This is a genomic window from Mesorhizobium sp. M8A.F.Ca.ET.165.01.1.1 (genome assembly GCF_004792065.1).
Lineage (GTDB): Bacteria > Pseudomonadota > Alphaproteobacteria > Rhizobiales > Rhizobiaceae > Mesorhizobium.
Genome location: NZ_SRTH01000017.1, coordinates 1 through 18,717, shown reverse-complemented (window position 1 = coordinate 18,717; position 18,717 = coordinate 1). Strand labels below are relative to the sequence as shown.

Below are 18,717 nucleotides of genomic sequence, written 5' to 3'. Positions count from 1 at the left end.
TCCCGCCGCGGTAGGCTGCGGCATCAAGGGCAACATCAGCTACAACACTGGCAAGAAGATTATCACGTTCTTGGACAGGAATCTTACTGGGAGACACGCATCAACAGGCGGGCGGGCGGGCTTCGAGAGGTTAGTGTCGCGGCAGCTTGCAGATCTGCCCACGGGGCCGCCACGATCGCAAAGTGTGTACAAAAGCGCCCTCTCTGCCGAACTGAACAGTGCTCACGGCCATAGCCTCGGATGAGCCCGACTGGCTTGACCTCTGCATGATGAGAGCAGCTTTTACACCAGGTGCGCAGCACATGTCTTTAACGAACGCATCGTCTTCAAGAATATAGAGAGCAATTCGGAAAACCGAGTAGTTGGCGGCGAAGCTAGGAGAAGGTATACACCACCCTCTTGTTACCCCAGAGTAGAACGTGCAGCTGCGGCAAGACGCGGGCTTCGAACCACCTGTCGCTGGTCACCTTTTCTACCAGCGATTCCATGCGCATCATATTCCGTCGGACTCGACAGAGACGTCTTCATTACCACGGCGGGGCGGCGTGTGATTGCCGGGTTGCAGACAAACCTCGCCGCGACGTCTTTGGGACGAGTGGTGTCGGCACCGAATCCCTATCATTTAGACTAGCCAGCTTGGGGAGCGCCGTCAGACCGCCAGACCGGAAGAGGAGGCTTCGCGCCAACTTGTGCCAAGAATGTTGGACCGTGCGGAACCGCTGGGGCGGCGCTCAACTCTGGCGCAGGATGAAGCGTCGATTGGGTGAATGAATAGGGCGCGCGTTCGACGGGTAGAGGGAGGCAAATCGCTGGATGTCTGCCGGATCAACGTCAACCGGTTCCATCGCCACCATCCACTCGACGTTTTCGGTGCACGGCGGCGTCGTCAGTGAGCCCTCATAAGTCCAATAGCCAAGCGAGGCTGGCAGAAGCCAGTTGGGATTCACCTCGTCGATCGTCACCTCCCCATTCGGCAGTTCGGGAAAGGCCGCAGCAAGGGCAGCAAAGCTGGCATTTGTCGCGCCGGGCGTTAAAAAGACGCCCAGCACGCCCAGAGTACCACTTTGCGTGTCCTTGTGAACGAAATGCACCTCCATCGGGAAGCTCTTGCCCGCCACGTTATGTTCGCTTGGCGCATGGAAATGGAACTGTACCAGTTCGTAGACACGATCGCTGCGGGTCAGCGTGCTGCCTTGTGGCATATTGATTTGAATGGTGTGGCCGTTGTTCACCATATTGCCGCCGCCCTTGTGCCAGCCGATGGCGATATGCGGGATATCCGCCTTGACCGCGCTGTTGATATTGATCGGCGATTGCTGCGTGCCGGCAGAGCATACGAAATTTTCCTTATCCAGATCAGCCCAGTGCTCCGGTCCGACCGGACCGGTGTACCCCCAATGGGCACTGGTCGCTTGGGCGGCTTGAACGCAAATCCGGCATGCGCCGAGCGCAACCAACCCTTTGATCAGGTGACGACGATACATATTACTTTTGCTCCTCTTGCGAACTGATGTTGGTGGCTGCCCTAATGGACGCGTGATGGCCAATCGGCGCGGCCAGTATTGTCCTTTGCAACTGATAGATGCCCGCATGCCTTGGCGTGCTTTCATAAGTGCGGCTGCCGTTTCTCGGCTGGCCGGCTTCTGCAGCCCGCAACGGGAGCAGTTTCAACCAGCTAAACGATAAAAAATTTGAGCAGACCAGCGCTTGACCCCCGCCGCAAAGGCACAGGCGAAGGTGATCACTGCGCGGCTGCCGTTCGCGCCGGAGGCCGCATCGCTATACTTTACACTCGCTGCCCAAGGAGACGCAGGCGACCCTAATACGTTTTCATCGCTACTCCCGACGCAGCCGACCCACGCCACGAAAACGTTGCTATATTTCACGTTGGGCCAGTGAGGAAATCGATCTTCTTTATGGAAGGCATTTGCGCAATGGATGCATTCCCATGCTGACAGTCGTGCGTCAGGCCGGACAATGAGATACATCGATAAGAGCTGGACAAGGATGAGGGGATGACGTGCTTGCGACGGAGCAGGTGGGGCGAGAAGGCCAGTTCTTGCGGATTTCAACTTTGCGTGACGACAGCTCATCGGAGTCAAGGTGACACACGCCGGCAGCGGGGTGTCCGGGCGGTTTCCAGCCGCACAATCGCGAGACCGCTGACGCGAACAAAGCTCGGCTGTACTCGGCACGCGAAGAGAGCCTGCCAAGCCGTTGGAGCCCGGCCTTCCGGTGCGACGCAAGCCGCAGACTAGACCGCCCTCTTGTTACCCCAAAGCAGAACGTGCAGCTGCGGCAACACGCGGGCTTCGAACCACCTGTCGCTAGTCACCCTTTCGACAAGCCATTCCATTCGCATCATTATTCCGTCCAAGTCGACAGAGGCGTCTTCACTGCCAGGGCGCGGCGGCGTGTGATTGCCGGGTTGCAGATAGATCGGAAGGTGCGGATATCTCGCCGCGACTTCTTTGGCGTAGGCATAGTCACTCTCGTCGAAAACGACGAGCTTGAGCACGATTTGCGGCTTCTCTTGCGCCGCTTCGAGGCATGCATCAAACGCAGCCCAACGGGTGGTCATCTCGCTGGACGGCGGCTTTGGGCTAAGGGTCAGCACGTCAAGATCCGCAAACCACTCCCTCACCACGGAACCCTGCGTTTCCAGTGCAAAACGATAGCCCTCGCGATGGCCGCGTTCTATGAGGGGACCGAACGGCTGAATGGCCGGGTTGCCGCCTGACAAGGAGACCATAACCGGCCTGCCGCCGGAAAGCGCATGGACGGTTTGCCACACGGCATCGATCGGCATCGGTAGCCATTCATGGCGATACTGATTGTCCACCGCGTGAAGGCTGTCGCACCATGAACAGCGATAATCACATCCGCCGGTTCTGATGAACACCGTCGGCAAGCCGATGAGCACGCCCTCGCCCTGGATAGTCGGCCCGAATATCTCGCTCACACGGATTGCGGGATGCATGTCGGTCACGGACGGTATTCCGCCCAAGTTTTCGGTGTTTCGCTAACGCGCACGGCCGCGGTCTGCGGCAGACGTGCCTTGCACCATTCATAGAAATGTCTGGCCAGGCATTCCGCCGTGACCTTCTCATGTCCCAGCACGTCGTTGAGGTGCCGATGGTCGAAGCTCTCGTCAATGTAGCGTTTGAGCGGCGCCAGATCGTGATAGTCGCGCACGAAGCCGTGGGCGTCCAGTTCCTTGGCCGACAGCTCCACTACGACGACATAGTTATGCCCGTGCAGGCGCGCGCATTGATGGTTGGGAGGCAAGGAGGTGAGCTGATGCGAGGCCGAGAAGTGGAATTCCTTGGTGATGTGGAACATTACGCGCGCCTCCTGCGCAGCGCCTCAAGCCAGAAATCGGCGTCCTCGTAGTCGGTGGGATCAGCGTGCCCGGCGAGATGGAACGCTTCGCGCCGCTCGACGCAGGTCCCGCATCGTCCGCAGTGACGCACGCCGCCCTTGTAACAGGACCAGGTCTCAGCAAACGGGGTGCCGTATCTTGCGCCATCCGCAACAATGTCAGCTTTTCCGAGATTCACATACGGTGCATAGAGGCGTATCTGCGCATAGCCGTCGAGCGCGCGGTCTTGCATTGTCTGGAAAGCTTCAATGAAGGCCGGACGGCAATCGGGATAGATGAAATGGTCCCCACCATGCACGGCCGCCGCCACCGCTTCGGCGCTGTGGGCGGCGGCGAGACCGAAGGCGATTGCCAACATGATGGCATTGCGGTTCGGCACCACCGTAATCTTCATCGTGTCTTCGGCGTAGTGGCCGTCCGGCACGTCGATACTGCTAGTCAGCGCTGAGCCGGAAAGGCCACGGCCAATTTCGCCGATGTCGATGATCTGGTGCGGGACCTTCAGTCGCTGCGCGCAAAGAGCGGCGAAGCCCAATTCCTTCCTGTGCCGTTGGCCATAGTCGAAAGATAGAAGGCCGGTGAGTTCGTGCTCCGCTGCCACCATGTGAGCAAGGGAAACGGAGTCCAATCCGCCAGAGCAGACGGCGAGAGTCTTCATCATTGGTATCCTTGTTTTGACCGGGTAAGGCTGCGACCGGAGATTTCTCTGCGCCCCCACTACTCCAGCGACTCAGTTTTGTGAACCGGGAGAATTTGCGCTCAGCCCGATTGGAACGGGAGTGCGTCGCGTCCAACACGCGTGATCAATAAAAGTTGAGCGCTTCAGCAGTTTGTTTCGCATCGCGCCAACTTTCGCAATCTGCTGTCGGATCGTCGACTTCGAGACAAGGTGATGTTCGGCCGACATCGGCTGACTCTTAATTAAGCCGCAGAACACATGTTGGCTTTCTGGCCTTCGCTTGTGCGGTTGGCACGACAATTGACATTCTAATTGTGGGGCGGCACACCCCGCCAGCCGAAAGTGGCAGTGAGCTCCTTCAGGCGCAGGTTGATGTGCTGATTATTCGGCGATTTTCCGATCTCGAACCAGAAAGCGAGGGCGACATGGATGCCAGCAAATTTGACATTGGCGACATCCGCCTGGAGAACCCTGCGCGGCGCGATTGAGGCCGCAGGCGAGCCTGCTCTACCTGCCGCCCTACAGTCCCGACTTCAATCCGATTGAGAACGCCTTCGCCCAACCTAAGGCGCTGCTGCGAGCAAAGGCCGACCATCAAGGCTCTATGGGACTGACGTTGCCCCAGCAGTTTTGAGTTCGTTTCCGGCGTGGGTTGTGCCCTGCTGGGCGGGTGAAGCGACGGGCGCTGGCGCGGAGCCTTTGGCATAGCGCAGCGCGAGCGACCGTCGCGGATTGAAGGTGCTGGCGAACTTGGCCGGGGTCTGCCAGGCGATTTGGGAGTGCGGCCGCGCGGTGTTGTAGTCGGCGTGCCACAGGGCGATGGCTACGCGCGCCTGAGCCAGCGAGGTGAACAGCGTCTCGTTGAGCAGTTCATCGCGCAGTCGGCCGTTGAAGCTCTCGATGAAGCCATTCTGCATCGGCTTGCCGGGCGCAATGTAATGCCATTCGACGCGGTTCTGATCCGCCCAGGAGAGGATGGCGTTCGAGGTGAACTCGCTGCCATTGTCGCTGACGATCATCCTGGGCCGGCCGCGCTAGTGATGAGCCGGTCCAATTCGCGGGCAACCCGCATGCCCGAGAGAGACGTATCAACGATGAGTGCCAGGCACTGTCTCGTGCAGTCGTCGACGACGGCCAGGATGCGGAAGCGGCGCCCGTCGGTGAGCTGGTCCGATACGAAGTCGAGCGACCAGCACTCGTCGGGCCTCAGCGGCACCAGCATTGGCGCCCTGGTCCCGATCGCCCGCTTGCGGCCGCCACGGCGGCGAACGGCGAGCTTCTCCTCCCGATAGAGCCGGAACAGCTTCTTGTGGTTCACGACCAGGCCCTCCCGCCTCAGCATCACGAGAAGACGCCGGTAGCCGAACCGGCGACGCTCCTGCGCGATCGCCTTCATCCGCTCGCGAACCTCCCGGTCGTCCGGCCTGCTGGTCTGGTAGCGAACCGTCATGCGGCAACAGCCGATGGCTTTACACGCCCGCCGTTTGCTCATCCCGAAGCCTTCCTTCAGGCGAGCGACAGCTTTCCGCTTGGCGGCGGGCGTCACCATTTCTTTCCCACAAGGTCCTTCAACGCGGCATTGTCGAGCATGGCGTCGGCCAGAAGCCGCTTCAGGCGCGTGTTCTCGTCCTCCAGCCCTTCAGGTCGCCGAGCCTCGGTGACATCCATCCCGCCGAAGCGGGCCTTCCAATTGTAGATCGAGGCGTCGCTGACCCCGTGCTTGCGGCACAGATCGCCAACCGATACCCCGGCCTCGTGTTTCTTCAAAATTCCGATGATCTGCTCTTCAGAGAAGCGGCTGCGTTTCATGTCCTGATCCTCTGGATGGGCCAGAACGAACTTCAAACCGGATTAGATCAGAGGGGCAAGGCCTCGGCGCGGTCGTCGACCTCTTCACCCCAGCCGAATGTGCCAACTACTTCAAAGCCGCAGGATATGACCTGGATCAGATAGGACGTGCTCCAATGGTTTACACCTGACAGGAGTCCGGCCCCCACAACCGTTTCGCAATGAGGAGCAGCGCTGCCGCTGCTCCTCCAATCACACGACGGATTCACGATGCGGCAACTCGAGCCATGATTTCGGATCGAATGGCCGATGCGGTGTATAGTGAGGCATCCAGCGGCAAATCCCCAAATGCCAGTTGACACAGAAGATAATTAGCACCTGCCTCTTCCAGCTGATCAAGGAGAGCTTTTCGGACAGAATCTGCCGTTCCCACGACGCACAATTCACTTTCAATTGCTGCATCGAAGTTCAAAGGCAAGTTTGGTGGAGTGGAAATGGCATTTAGTTCGTATAGAAATTTGAAGCTATTGAGCCATCGTTCATAGGCAGGTGCTGCGAGCAAATACGCATCTGTTTCAGAACGCCCTATCACCACCATTCGGAGCAATCCAAGAAATGGCGCTTGCTGGCCAATGTCAGCATCGTGAATTCGGGCGGCGCGGAACGCGTCGGTAACGCTGCGAACAGAAGTGGAAGGTCCGACGCAGGCGATGTTTGCCCCATTCGCAGCGGCCCAGCTAGCCGGCTCGGGTCGATTGGTGGCGATCCATGTCGGCGGATGGGGATATTGGTGAGGTCTCAACGTCAGCGGAACATCTTTCAACTCAAAGTGGCGGCCCTGATAAGAAAGCGTCCCGCCTTTCATCGCATTGATGAGAATCTCACTGGCCTCCGCATACTGTTCTGGTGCTGCTTCTACAGCAACCCCGAAGTATCCCAATTCAGTGGGAGCAGAGCCGCGCCCTATGCCGAGTTCAAGCCTGCCGCCGCTCAACTGATCAAGCATGCAGATCTCCTCGAAGGCACGCAGCGGATGATAGAGCGCAAGTAGCATTACCATGGGACCAACACGAAGACTGCGGGTTCGCTGGGCGACGCTCGCTAAGAACAAATTCGGTGATGGACCTCTGCCATGCGGCGTACAGTGGTGCTCGGCGAGATGATACGCATAAAAGCCATAGCCATCGCACGCTTCTGCTAGGCTCAGCCGATCTGCATATTGTTGTGCGATGTCATCGCCGTTTTCGTCCAGATGATCGAAGATGCCGAAGGTCAGGCCCGAAGCGGAAATTTTCTTCAATTAATTGTTCTCCAAATTACCTATTATTTATTCGCTAATCATCATAGCTGGCGACATATCAGCACCTATTACTTGGCGCTTAATGTGAATTGACTTAATGCTTGTGCACACCGCGATTCTTCTTAAAGCTCATACAGACGCGTTTGGCGGCAGCAAGGAATTTGTCCATCTGCTCTGTGGTGCCAATGCTGACGCGAATACAGTTCTTCAAATCTACGTCAGGAAAGCTGGCGATGAGGATCGCCTGCTCTTTCAACGCGGCTTGCCAGCATGAGCCCTCCTGTCCCGCCGGCACACGGGCCAGCAAAAAGTTTGCGTGGGAGGGTGTTACGGAAAAGCCAAGTTGCAACAGCGCCAGGGTCACTCGCTGTCGTTCATGCTTGATGTGCCTGTGGTTCTCTTCGTAGGCGTGGCGATGCGCAAGAATGCTTTTCCCGACCGCCTGCCCGATCACGTTCATGTTGAAGACATTCTGGATGTTGCGCAGCCTGCCAATGATTTCTGGGTGACCGAAACCGAAGCCGACTCGCACGCCAGCAGCAGCATAGCTCTTTGAAAAAGTCCTCAAGATCAAAAGATTCGGATGTCTATTGACGAGGCGCAGGGCATTGTCGGGTGCGAAGTCAACGTAGGCCTCATCCAAGACGACCAAGCGATCTGCTTGCTCCACAAGGCGTTCGATTTCGGCCACCGGCACGAATGTTCCGGTCGGATTGTTCGGATTAGCCAACAGAATGAACTTCGCGTCTTTTGCGGGGCCGGACAGCAGTTTTTCTATCGGCAGGGGATGAGCTTCGCTCGATGCGATTTCGAGAAACTCGGCACCCTGCAACATGGCAAGTTTACGGTTGAACGAAAATCCGGGCGACAGCATCGCCACTCTATCTCCTGGGGCGAGGAAAGCTCTGTAGATGAGTCCGAGCAGCTCCGACGAACCGTTGCCGGCAATCACCTGATCTTTGGAAAATCCGTAAGCATCGGAGGCAGCTGCCCTTAAGCTGAGATTGTCGTCTTCCGGATAAAGATACTGGTGTTCGATCGCAGCAATTGCACTTTGCATTACGCTCTTCGGCAACGGAAACGGGTTCTCGTTCGTATTTAGCTTAACGCAATTTGCATCCGTCGCTGGTCCGTTGGACGAGAGAGCATCTAATTTGCTGGCCACCGGCGAAAAAAGCGAAAGCACGGTCTTCAGTTTTGCATCGCACATGTTCTTCTCCGTTTTTCAGTCCCGCAGGGCATGTGACATGAGGCAATAGTTGATCGTGACTTGATCGACGTTCGGCTATATCAGCGCTGCCTTCCCACCCTGGTGGGGATCGCCGACCACGGTTTGGATTTGACACCGGCAAGCTGTCGAGAACCTGATGACGACCCAACGTGTGGCCGACGGCCGATTCGGCGCAACAGACGGTGTTTCAACATCGCATCGTCCTCAAAGCCGCATGCAGGGCCTGCACGACAGCCCGTCTCCAGCGCCCGCAGATAGGTGGAAGCCGAAGTCTTGCCGAACCTCAGTTGCTCTGCCACCTGGCCCACCGGACTGCCCTGTTTATGGGTCAGGCGCAGGATATCTCTGACGCTCGTTCGTCTTGCTTGCTTCCGTCTTGGCATGGGCTCTCTCGGTTTGCTGATGAGAGAGCCAAATACCGGCTCATCTGAGCATGAGACGCAGGCCTGACGATATGGAGCGTCGCTGTGGCGCGCGTAGCCAAGAGGGTTCGCCTCGGTGGCGGGGCATGCAAGACGGCGCACCTCCTTAGCCATCCTGTCCCATCGTCTCAGATCGTGAGGCGCACCTTATAGTCGGTGAGGAGATCTTGCAGGGTCAGGTTACGCCCTAGCGCTTAAGGTTGTTGGTCGCACCGAGCAAGCGCGGGACCTGTCGACGGACAACAGCGGTGCCACTGCCGGCACTAGGTCGTCCAGCATCGCAGTGAACCGCGTACGTAGTATTTTGTCGTAGGCGGCATTCTGGATAGCCGGATACGGGCTCTTCACCCGCTGCACCACCGATTGCGGGATGATGTCGCGAGAAACATTCACGGATTTCGTGAAAAAAGTGTACCCGCCGAAGAGCCCCACTCGCGGGGGCGGTGCAGCACCACCTCGGTGTCACTGCTCGTGTTCATGCGATGGACTAGGCCGGCCAGCTGTTGACGCAGCTCGCGGTAGTTGTAAGTCTCACCCGTGTAGACGAGCACCAAGTCAGGTCGGCCATCCTCCTGGAGCATCCTCGGCTGACGGCCGCCCTGGATATCGATGATTGCCAGGCGGTGGTGTCCCAGCGCCGCAGGCCCGCCGATCCAAGTCCCCTCGTCGTCCGGACCGTGGTTCGCTATGGTGGCCGTCATATCGGCAAGCTCCCTTCGCGCATCGGGACCTCCGAGGTCTCGATTGAAGTCGATCCATTCACAGATGCCGCACAGGTTATGTCGCCGCATTTGGGGCGAAGCAGATATAAGGCCAGTGGGAAACCATCGAGGCAAAGTGACGGATCTAGCCCAGCTACGATCCGCATCCGACATTGTCGGACATCGGACAGCACCGCGATTCGCTGCATAGGAAGCCTGGAGTCGCGATTTCCCTTGGGGGAATCAGCGCATGAAAGGAGAGCTGGGTCGTGTCTGCCGAAATGAGAAATTGCTCCCCCTTATTGCCTCACCGAGGAATGTTACCCAGCGCGATAGACGGACATGCCCTACCTCCCCCCGTTGCAGCTGAGGGAGATAGGGGCCAGCTCTTCATTCAACCCTCATGGAGGATGATCAGCCCAGCCATTTCCATGCGCCGGCCTTCACAAGCCGTGCACCATTCAGGTTCTTTTCCTTGAAGCGCGACGATCCTTGTCAGACGTCGCAACACTTGCTGCCGAGAGCACGAGCTCTTCCTCGAGCATGCCTTGATCTGCGCCTCGAACGGCTCGCACATGCTGGGTTTCAACGACTTCGCAGAGGTTGATATTCTGCAGTGACTTCGTCTCGCTGCTGCACGGCATTGACGCTGGGAGCCATGCTCGCGTGGCGCAATTGTGCTGAAGCCGGTGCCCACGGCAACGTTTCTTAACCCGCCCCAGATCCTGGCGTTTGGCTATTTCCGACATTCGTGTCCGGCTTCGGACAAAGGCCGGGTTTGCCGAACGGAGTCGCACCCAATTTCCAGTGCTGCTTGAGCAATAATATCGACCGGCATTACTGCACAACACGAAAGTTGCTGCAAAAACCGAAGTGAACCCAAGGCATCGGGTCAATTGGCATGGCGCTTGCGACTCGGTCGATAGAACGCAGTCAAAATCACGGTTGCAGACCATGCCTACCTCTCAAAGCTCGATAAAGCACGCGAGCGAAATTCCCCGTCTCCGCGGAAGCTCGTCGCCTTTAAACGTGCCTGCTCGGGGGCGGTCTTGCACAAGACCGGTCCGAGGCAACCACGCCAAGGCGCGAGGCTGCCGGAACTGTCGACCGAAGTCGATGCCGCTTCAGTTTAACCGAAAAATGCACCGTACCACTTTGGCCTGGGAGCAAATCAATGACCGACAGAAAGAACGTTCCTCTCGTGACCTTTCGCACGCGTGTTCGCGATGAGTCGATCGGGGGGCCAAATCCTTATCGGTGGGAGAACAAGACCTCCGACGATTATTTCGGGGGCAAGCGCGTCATCCTGTTCTCGCTGCCTGGCGCCTTCACCCCGACCTGCTCGACCTTCCAACTGCCCGATTTCGAAAAACTCTATGATCAATTTCTGGAACTGCGAATTGACGCGATCTACTGCGTCTCGGTCAACGATGCTTTCGTCATGAATGCGTGGGGAAAGTCCTTGGGGCTGCAGAAGATCGAGCTGATCCCAGACGGGTCGGGCGAGTTCACGCGCAAAATGGGCATGCTGGTCGCGAAGGACAATCTGGGCTTTGGCATGCGCTCCTGGCGATACGCCGCTCTGATCGACGATGGCGTGGTGGAGCAGTGGTTCGAGGAGGAAGGCTTCTGTGACAACTGCGAGACGGACCCCTATGGCGTTTCATCCCCGCAAAACGTTCTCGACAAACTGAAGGCGGCGGCATGACCCAGAAGTGGCAAGTCTCACACAACCCAAGCACACACTAGAGCATCCTCGGCAGATTACGGTTCAACATGCATCTCTCAGCAAGCCTGCTTCAACGCCAGAAGCAACGTATGGTCTTATCGCCTCAAGCCATTGAAGCTATTCGCTTGCTGCGATTGACGCATACTGAACTCCATCAGCTCGTGCAGCAGGCACTCGAGAGGAACCCCGTTTTGAAGCCTGACCCGTTTGACGACGATTCGCCGCTGTCAGGGGTGGATCAGCGGAGCAGTCAAAGCAGAAGCGAAATCGGCGAATCGCCCATTGGCGGGCCGTCTGGCGGGCGCGGGCAATGGAAGTCGCAACGCAGTAGCGGCAACGATCGACCTGCCGTCGAGGAGTTTACCGCCCACACCGAAACATTGCACGACCATGTCGCCCGCCAGGTCGCCCTCACCCCGTTCACCCCCCAGGAGCGGCTGATTGCCGGACAGCTCGCCGCCCATCTGGAGGACACTGGCTATCTTCAGGTAAACCTTTTCGATCTGGCCAGGAGGTTAAACGTTCGGCAAGCTGATGTGGAACGGGTCATCGGAATCTTGCAGCAATTTGATCCGCCGGGGATTTTTGCGCGAACTCTCAGCGAATGCCTGGAGATTCAGCTGCGCCAGCAAGACCGGTTCGACCCGGCTATGGCAGCTTTGGTCGCCAATCTCGAGATGCTTGCACGGGGGGATTTTCAGGGATTGAAGCAGCGTTGCGGAGTCGACGAGGAGGATCTCCTCGACATGAGGAACGAAATCCGCGCGCTCGATCCCAAGCCTGGAGACCGGTTCCAGTCCGGGACGCCGGAAACCATCGTACCGGACGTCTGGGTAATGCCCAAGTCCGAAGGTGGATGGCGGGTGGAGCTTGATCCGGCCACGCTGCCCAAAGTGTTGATCAACCACACCTATGTCGCCGAAATCTCGCAGCTGACCAATCAAAATCCGGAAGGCAAAGCGTTTCTCGACCATTGCCAGGAAAAAGGGAACTGGCTGATCAGCTGCCTCGAGCAGCGCGCTAAGACGATCCTTAAGGTTGCGACCGAAATCGTGCGCCAGCAGGATGCCTTTTTTACACACGGCGTCGCCCATCTGCGGCCTCTCTGTCTCAAAAATGTCGCTGACGGGATCAAAATGCACCAGTCGACGGTAAGCCGGGTGGCTTCGAACAGGTACATGTTAACTCCGCGCGGGGTGTTCGAGCTGAAGTATTTTTTCACAGCGACAATCGCATCCTGCGAGGGCGGCGACGCGCACTCCGCCAAATCTGTCCGCCATCGGATCAAGGCAATCATCGCCGAAGAATCGCTCGACAAGGTACTTTCCGACGAAGACATCGTTGCTCAGCTCAAGCAGACCGGCATCAATGTCGCTCGCCGTACCGTCACCAAATATCGCGAGGCGATGAACATCCCTTCCTCCATACTACGGCGCCGCGATAAGCGTTTGTCCGCAGCTGCGATCAAGCGAAGTGACTAACCGGCATTCCTGGTCGGCGAGAGGCGACTCTCAACTTCCTCCGGGCCGAAGCAGCTTTCGAAGTCCTGGCATTCCCGACAACTGGGTGCAGTGCATGACGAAAAGCCTTCGGCCTCACACAGCTTGCGGTAAAAGTACTTTTTCCATTTCATGTTTTCTGTGTTGCCTGCCGCCAGCGCGGGAAAATGTCTGGCAAGCAGGCGGCTGAGCTCAGCGCGATTTGAGAGGCCAAGATCCCGCCAAAGATGGTCCGTGCGCATCGCACGCCGGGCGATGATCTTGGCCAAGCGGCCGCTCGCCGGGTCGGCCGGCGCAGCATGCGCTAGCAGCAGCCGGCGTAGCAGCTCCTCTTCCAGTTCCGGCTCGGGCTCGCTCAACTCCTCCAAAGCGAATACGCTGCTGGAGGTAGACGGGAAAGTTGCGGCCAAGACATCACGCAATTCGACAGACGAAAGGCCTGTCCCCTCCGTCGCCAACACCTCGCCCGCCTGGACCTCCTCAAGCGAACGTGAATGTACGCAGGGCAGCACATGCTGATCGAAGCTCCTCCCTAGCTCGGACCCACGCCATTGCGCGCTGGATAGGCAGCCATCATCGTAACGGCCGGCTTCAGCTTCCGGCATGACAAAGCGCCTTGTTGACCGCAGGGATGATCTTGTCGCCCCAGAGCTCGATCTGGCGCAGCATCGTCTTTTGGTCGAAGTCGCCCAATTGAGTCTGAACTGCGATCTGGTCCGGTTTCAAGATATCGATCTCTTCCAGCAGGCGATCAATCACGCGATTTACGCTGCCAATCGGCAAATTTTTGCGCATGGTCTCGAAGGACAGATCCTGCTGGGTCGGTGTCTCCTGCAGCAGGTAGCCATCGTGGCTCTGTTGGCGGCGCTGATGCAGGGCTTCAGAAAGCCGGCGCTGGAAGCGGGCATTGTCGAGATAGCTGTTGATCTCCAACTCGTCGTGGCTGGCATAGCAGCAGCGCAGCAGCGATATCTTGACGTCGGTGACGTTCTTTTCCTCGGATGCCGCCGCCCTCTCGACTGATTCACGCAGTGTGGTCAAAGTCTCTAAGCCGTCGTGGAAGGCTGTGACAAAAAAATTGTGCCCCTCGCGGTAGGCCCGAGCCATCCGTGCGGCTCCGCCAGCGATCCAGATAGGCGGCGTCGGCTGCTGGACTGTGCGGACCGAAATCGCTGTTGGGGGGATCTTCTCATACTGGCCGTCGTGTTCGAAGACGTTTTGGTTGAGGCCCTTGAGAATGATGTCCAGGTATTCCGAAAAGACGGCCGGCGCCTCATCGATGTCCACGCCGAACCGTTCGAACTCGAACTGCTGGTATCCCAAGCCTACGCCGAGCTCGAGACGGCCGTTCGCAACGATGTCGGCGAAGCCGATCTCGGACAGCAGGCGCTGCGGTTGGTAAAGCGGCAGCACGCAGACGGCAGTGCCCAGGCGAATCGTGCTTGTCAAGCCGGCGCAGTGCGCCACCATCATCAGCGGGGATGGTATGAGGCTGTAATTGTTGAAGTGGTGCTCAGCAAACCACGCGGTGTTGAACCCAGCCTGCTCCGAAGCGACGGCCTGTTCGATGGAGTTGCGGATGACGCTTTCTGAGGATTGGTGATAGCCACGCTGGGCGGCCAGAATGAAAGTGGCAAATTCCATGATTTCTCCTCGTTATAGACACGTCAGCCGACCGGGAATGTGCTCGGCATGCACATGCTTGGATCTCAAGCACCTCAGGTGCGTCGTGGAGCCGAGGCTTCATAATGCTCGGCCGGTCGCCCTGCGAAGGCCTGGCAATTAACCTGCGGCCTCCGCAAAACATTCGTCATAGAGTTCGCTGGCGTTTCCCGCATCACCGAACGAGGTCCAGCCGCCGTCCACGTAGAGGATCGAGCCGTTGATGTATGAGGCGTCAGACGAAGCAAGGAAGAACGATGCATCTGCGACGTCTTCTGGCCGTCCCATCCTGCCCATGGGGATGCGTCGTCCGATTGCTGTCAGGTCGATGCGGCCGGCTTTGGCCAACTGAGCAAGTGCGGGCGTGCGGATGTGGCCAGGAGCGACGGTGGCTGTCCGAATTCCGACCGGCCCGAGTTCGGCCGCCATGCAACGGGTCAGCATATCCATCCCCGCCTTGGAGGCGCCGTAGGCATGGCGCGGCGCGAACGGCAGAAAGCTGTCGATCGACCCGAGATTGAGGATCACGCCGCCCGGGCGCATAGCCTTGATCGCTTCGCGCGCGCAGGTGAAGGCGCCGGTAAGGTTGACATCCAGGACGTGTTCGAGCTGTTTCGACAGTTGCTCGATCGCAGGCACAATCCTGTCGGCGGTATCAGCACTATTGACCAGAACATCGATATACCCGAAGCGTCCCCTCAGTTCTTCGAACATCGACACCACATCGCTCTCGACGGCCACGTCCAGCGATTTCGCCAGATGCTTGCCGGGGAGCGATGTAGCCAGCTCTGCCGCTGCAGTGCCATCTTTATCAGCAATCACGACGGTGTCGCCGTTCGCGGCAAAGCGGCGAGCGACGGCCGCGCCAATGCTTTTTGCGCCACCGGTGACGAGCACGATTCGCGCATCTGTGCATTCGGCCGGACAGGAGAGCTCGGCTTGGAGCGCACCATCCACCGGCGGGTGAGCATCCCCCGGCTGGTTGAATGACATCCAGCCTCCGTCGACTGCCAGCACCGAGCCGGTGATGTAGCGCGCCTGCGTGCTGCTCAGAAAACGCACGACCCTGGCGATCTCGTCGGGGCGAGCCAAGCGCCCCATCGGCACGCGGCGGCGTATCGCCGCGAGGTCCATTTTGCCAGCGCGTGCCAGTTCTGTGACCATTGGGGTGCGGACGGAGCCCGGCGCCACCGCCGTGACGCGGATTCCTCGCATAGCCCACTCGCATGCAAGGGACTTTGTCAACGAGATCACGCCAGCTTTCGAGGCTGCGTAGGCGTTGCGCCTGGGATTGCCGACCACGCCCGCCATCGAAGCCACATTGACGATCGCACCGCCCGGCTTCATGCGCCGCGCCGCTTCCCGGGCCATAACGAATGGCCCAATAAGGTTCACTGTCACGCCGCGTCGGAAGGTATCGACAGCGGTGTCGATGATCCTATCCATCGTGGGTCCAACCGCCGCATTGTTGATGAGGACATCGATTTGCGCGAACCGTGCTTCGACCTGGCCGAAAAGTGAGAGCATGTCCTTCTCTCGCGACACATCGCACTCCAGACCGACGTGCGGCGACCCGAGATCCCGAGCCAGTTCAACCACACCACTGCCCGGAAGGTCCACCGCAACTACAGTGTCTCCGTCCGCGGCAAGGATATCGACCAGGGCACGGCCGATCCCGCCCGCAGCGCCTGTGATGATTACGGTGCGTGCTGCCAGTTTCACGAGAGCTTCTCCACGATGACCGCTTGTGATCTCAGCCCATCAACCTTGGGCGGAATGAAGGGCCGAGCCAAATCGTTGCAGTGACCGCCAGTTGCGGCCCCACACAGATGTCGTTCCCGTAGGGCGCTCATCCTCCATTTCTACCCACTTATGCAGCTCCCAGTTGGGGACCCTCGACGCCATCTTGGTCGGTGGGGATGTGACCCTTGAGCAACTGGTAGATGGGATCGTCTGGATGTTGTGCTCCAATCGGCTGTCGCCGGCCGAACCTATCTGCCTCAAGAATCGCTGGCGGGATTTGCTCCTCAACCCAATCGTAGACGACTGTCCGTTCCGCAATTCGCCACTCGTCCTGCCTCTTCTGAAACAGATCGCAGTAACGGCCGCAAAGCAGCGTCTGACGTATTTCTTGGTCTGTATCCGGTCCGCGTTGCAGCGCGGTGAAATAGCTCTCGACCGCGGCCTCTGCTGAACTGATGAAGTCGATCAGGCTGTTCGTGATTTGATGGATGTTACGGTGCCCCGGCAGACCGAGAGCAAATTGGATGAAGTCCTCTGCCGGTCCGCAATAGGGACCGTGCCTGTCATACGCTTCGGGCCAGTATGCGCTACGCAGCGCCGCCTCATCGGCGCGGTCTATCCCGCGGCAGTACCGATACAGGCAGTTGCGGATCGCCTCTCGGTCACGCAGTTCGGTAATTTTCGCGTGGTCGACAGGGTCTGTCGCGAATTGTATGATTGTTTTATCCTTCCCGATGCCAGTCTGCACTTTGCGTGTGTCTCTCTCTACAACTGAGTTAGCGGGGGGCTCGTCAACTTCCAGAGCTTGTTCGGGGCAGGCTCGTACCCCTTTTGAGGCAAGCAGTTGCTCCCCATCGGCAACATCAATATCACCGGGCAAGATGTAGCCGGCGTCATCAAGCTTGAAGACTCTCGGCGCCCGCGCCCAGCAGCGCGCATGACCCTGGCATCTGGCTTTATGTACGACGACACGCATAGCGAACTCCAATGTCGTTGGCTGAAACTTCAGGACCAGTCCAGGATCAGATTCTCGATCCCGAACACATGGCCGCCGAAGGTGATAGGTTCAGTCCCTGTCTTGATCCGAAAGGCTGGGATGCGCGCCAGCCACTCCTCCAGGCCAATGACAATCTCCCGCCGGGCAAGGTGTGAGCCAAGACAACGATGGGGACCATAGCCAAAGGCAGCGTGCCGGTTGTCCTCGCGCGCCAGATCGATCTCATTCGGGCATTCGAATTCCGCCGGGTCACGATTGGCAATCATCGTGGCACAGGAAACATAGTCTCCCTTGCGGATCGGCGCGCCTTTGAAGTCGACATCCTTCGTTGCCACTCGGATCATCTGAATGGTCGAATAGGCGCGCAGCAATTCTTCCGCAGCGACGGCAATCCGGTCCGGTTCGCTTCGTAGCAATTCCTGATCTTTGGGGTTGCGCGCGAGATGGGCCAAGTCGAAGCATATGGCTGCTGAGACCGTGTCGAGTCCCGCGACGAACACAAGCACGCCGATGCCACGGACTTCTTCGTCACTGAGCAGACGACCCTCGACCTTTGCCTTCACGATGAAGGTCATGAAATCATCGACCGGCTCCTTGCGGCGCTCGGTGGCAAGTTCGTCGATGAAGGCCACGATCGTCCGGGCTGCGGGTGGTCGTTGCTCCTTATCGCCGTGGAGCAGATCTCTAGCCCAGCCGACAAATGTTTCTAGTCCGTTGTCCGAAAGCCCAATAAAGCGAAGGAAGATATTGACCGCGAACGGAACTGCAAAATCCTTCATGATGTCGCAGCTCGTGCCTGATGCGGCGATCCTGTCGATCAGCTTGATCGCTCGTTCCCGGACAGCCGGCTCCAATGCCATTACCCGCTTTGGCGAAAGCAGCGGATTGAGCAGTGAGCGAAAAACACCGTGGAATGGCGGATCGAGCTCAAGCGGGATCATCGGCCAGCTCTCGCCGAGCACAGAGGCGAAGATGCTGCGATGGCTGGAAAACGTTTCGGTGTCCTGCAGCACCCGGCGCTGGTCGCTCGCGCGAGTGATGACCCAGGTACCCCGACCGTCGCGCGTGTTGCTGGTTGAATAAAAGATCGGAGGCCCGGCATGAACGCAAGCAACCGCTGCATGCGGATCCCCGTTAGCGGTCGGCAACATGCCGGGCGACGTAAACAGGCTGAAGTCCCTCACCATTTCGGGCGGGACATGATCTGGAACCGGCCGCGATTTAACCGCGCCAGAATCGAGAGACCGTTCATGAGATGCTGTCGGCATTTGCATGCAATCGTTGGTGCAAGCTCCGTGCCGAATTCGTCTTTCGATAATCCTTGCCGTTTGCTGGGCAACAGGTGGCGCCTGCGCTGACTTGCTGGTCGGGATTGCAACATTCTTGTCCAGCGTCGGACACAGAATGTAGAAAGCTAGACACCGACTTGGAGCAACTCAACTGGTGGGATCGCTAGCTGTGGAGCCTCAACAGGTTGTCCTCGGTTAGAGCGAGGCGACTGATAGGTGTTTTGGACTTTAGGCTCCCGTGGGGACGGTGCCAATTGTATCTGTGCAGCCAGACCGGCAACTCTGCGGCGCGGTG

14 protein-coding genes and 5 pseudogenes are annotated in these 18,717 nt (G+C 58.5%); 3 read left to right on the top strand and 16 right to left on the bottom strand.

Annotation, left to right across the window (positions count from 1 at the left end):
• Positions 1–374: 374 nt before the first annotated feature.
• The 5 genes and pseudogenes from EN808_RS37250 to queC form a co-directional block, all read right to left on the bottom strand.
• Positions 375–571 (bottom strand): annotated as a pseudogene (locus tag EN808_RS37250) (7-carboxy-7-deazaguanine synthase QueE); the annotation flags it as partial.
• A gap of 160 nt (positions 572–731) precedes the next feature.
• Positions 732–1,484, bottom strand: a complete 753-nt coding sequence (locus tag EN808_RS30060; RefSeq protein ID WP_135917746.1) for a carbonic anhydrase — start codon at positions 1,482–1,484, stop codon at positions 732–734.
• A 770-nt stretch (positions 1,485–2,254) separates the two neighbouring features.
• Complete coding sequence (gene queE, locus EN808_RS30055) at positions 2,255–2,980, bottom strand: 7-carboxy-7-deazaguanine synthase QueE (protein ID WP_164752747.1); 726 nt, start codon at positions 2,978–2,980, stop codon at positions 2,255–2,257.
• A 5-nt stretch (positions 2,981–2,985) separates the two neighbouring features.
• Positions 2,986–3,342 carry a 6-carboxytetrahydropterin synthase QueD gene (gene queD, locus EN808_RS30050; RefSeq protein WP_126063824.1) on the bottom strand — a complete coding sequence of 119 codons (357 nt, stop codon included), beginning with the start codon at positions 3,340–3,342 and terminating at the stop codon, positions 2,986–2,988.
• On the bottom strand, positions 3,342–4,040 hold the full coding sequence (gene queC / locus EN808_RS30045) for a 7-cyano-7-deazaguanine synthase QueC (RefSeq protein WP_063170389.1): 699 nt from the start codon (positions 4,038–4,040) through the stop codon (positions 3,342–3,344). Before queC ends, queD begins: the two co-directional genes overlap by 1 nt.
• A gap of 492 nt (positions 4,041–4,532) precedes the next feature.
• On the opposite strand from queC, the pseudogene EN808_RS30040 reads away from it, so the two are divergent.
• A pseudogene (locus EN808_RS30040) lies at positions 4,533–4,650 on the top strand (transposase); the annotation flags it as partial.
• Between the two features lie 13 nt (positions 4,651–4,663).
• Here EN808_RS30040 and EN808_RS30035 read toward each other — a convergent pair.
• From EN808_RS30035 to EN808_RS30020, 4 genes and pseudogenes are all read right to left on the bottom strand, one after another.
• A pseudogene (locus EN808_RS30035) lies at positions 4,664–5,870 on the bottom strand (IS3 family transposase).
• Between the two features lie 244 nt (positions 5,871–6,114).
• The gene (locus EN808_RS30030) at positions 6,115–7,149 is read right to left on the bottom strand and encodes an LLM class flavin-dependent oxidoreductase (RefSeq protein ID WP_095484287.1); all 1,035 of its coding nucleotides are present in this window, start codon (positions 7,147–7,149) and stop codon (positions 6,115–6,117) included.
• Between the two features lie 94 nt (positions 7,150–7,243).
• Positions 7,244–8,359, bottom strand: coding sequence for a histidinol-phosphate transaminase (hisC, locus tag EN808_RS30025; RefSeq protein ID WP_126063823.1), 1,116 nt, complete (start codon positions 8,357–8,359; stop codon positions 7,244–7,246).
• An 832-nt stretch (positions 8,360–9,191) separates the two neighbouring features.
• Complete coding sequence (locus EN808_RS30020; protein WP_206437555.1) at positions 9,192–9,503, bottom strand: hypothetical protein; 312 nt, start codon at positions 9,501–9,503, stop codon at positions 9,192–9,194.
• Positions 9,504–10,677: 1,174 nt separating this feature from the next.
• Here EN808_RS30020 and EN808_RS30015 point away from each other — a divergent pair.
• Together EN808_RS30015 and rpoN are read left to right on the top strand one after the other, a co-directional pair.
• Complete coding sequence (locus EN808_RS30015) at positions 10,678–11,211, top strand: peroxiredoxin (RefSeq protein WP_029356553.1); 534 nt, start codon at positions 10,678–10,680, stop codon at positions 11,209–11,211.
• Between the two features lie 68 nt (positions 11,212–11,279).
• Positions 11,280–12,713 carry an RNA polymerase factor sigma-54 gene (rpoN, locus tag EN808_RS30010; RefSeq protein WP_126063822.1) on the top strand — a complete coding sequence of 478 codons (1,434 nt, stop codon included), beginning with the start codon at positions 11,280–11,282 and terminating at the stop codon, positions 12,711–12,713.
• Here the strand turns inward: rpoN and EN808_RS30005 are convergent.
• The 7 genes and pseudogenes from EN808_RS30005 to EN808_RS29980 form a co-directional block, all read right to left on the bottom strand.
• Positions 12,710–13,336, bottom strand: a complete 627-nt coding sequence (locus EN808_RS30005; RefSeq protein WP_029356557.1) for a nitrogen fixation protein NifQ — start codon at positions 13,334–13,336, stop codon at positions 12,710–12,712. The genes rpoN and EN808_RS30005 overlap by 4 nt on opposite strands.
• Positions 13,323–14,375 (bottom strand): LLM class flavin-dependent oxidoreductase, encoded by a 1,053-nt coding sequence (locus EN808_RS30000; RefSeq protein WP_024505249.1) that lies wholly within the window; start codon positions 14,373–14,375, stop codon positions 13,323–13,325. Before EN808_RS30000 ends, EN808_RS30005 begins: the two co-directional genes overlap by 14 nt.
• A 138-nt stretch (positions 14,376–14,513) precedes the next feature.
• Complete coding sequence (locus EN808_RS29995; protein ID WP_063169384.1) at positions 14,514–16,115, bottom strand: SDR family oxidoreductase; 1,602 nt, start codon at positions 16,113–16,115, stop codon at positions 14,514–14,516.
• A gap of 148 nt (positions 16,116–16,263) precedes the next feature.
• Positions 16,264–16,851, bottom strand: coding sequence for a nuclear transport factor 2 family protein (locus tag EN808_RS29990; protein WP_126083656.1), 588 nt, complete (start codon positions 16,849–16,851; stop codon positions 16,264–16,266).
• A 138-nt stretch (positions 16,852–16,989) separates the two neighbouring features.
• A pseudogene (locus tag EN808_RS37245) lies at positions 16,990–17,112 on the bottom strand (ferredoxin); the annotation flags it as partial.
• Between the two features lie 29 nt (positions 17,113–17,141).
• Positions 17,142–18,320 carry a cytochrome P450 gene (locus EN808_RS29985; protein WP_164759124.1) on the bottom strand — a complete coding sequence of 393 codons (1,179 nt, stop codon included), beginning with the start codon at positions 18,318–18,320 and terminating at the stop codon, positions 17,142–17,144.
• A gap of 265 nt (positions 18,321–18,585) precedes the next feature.
• A pseudogene (locus tag EN808_RS29980) lies at positions 18,586–18,717 on the bottom strand (IS481 family transposase); the annotation flags it as partial.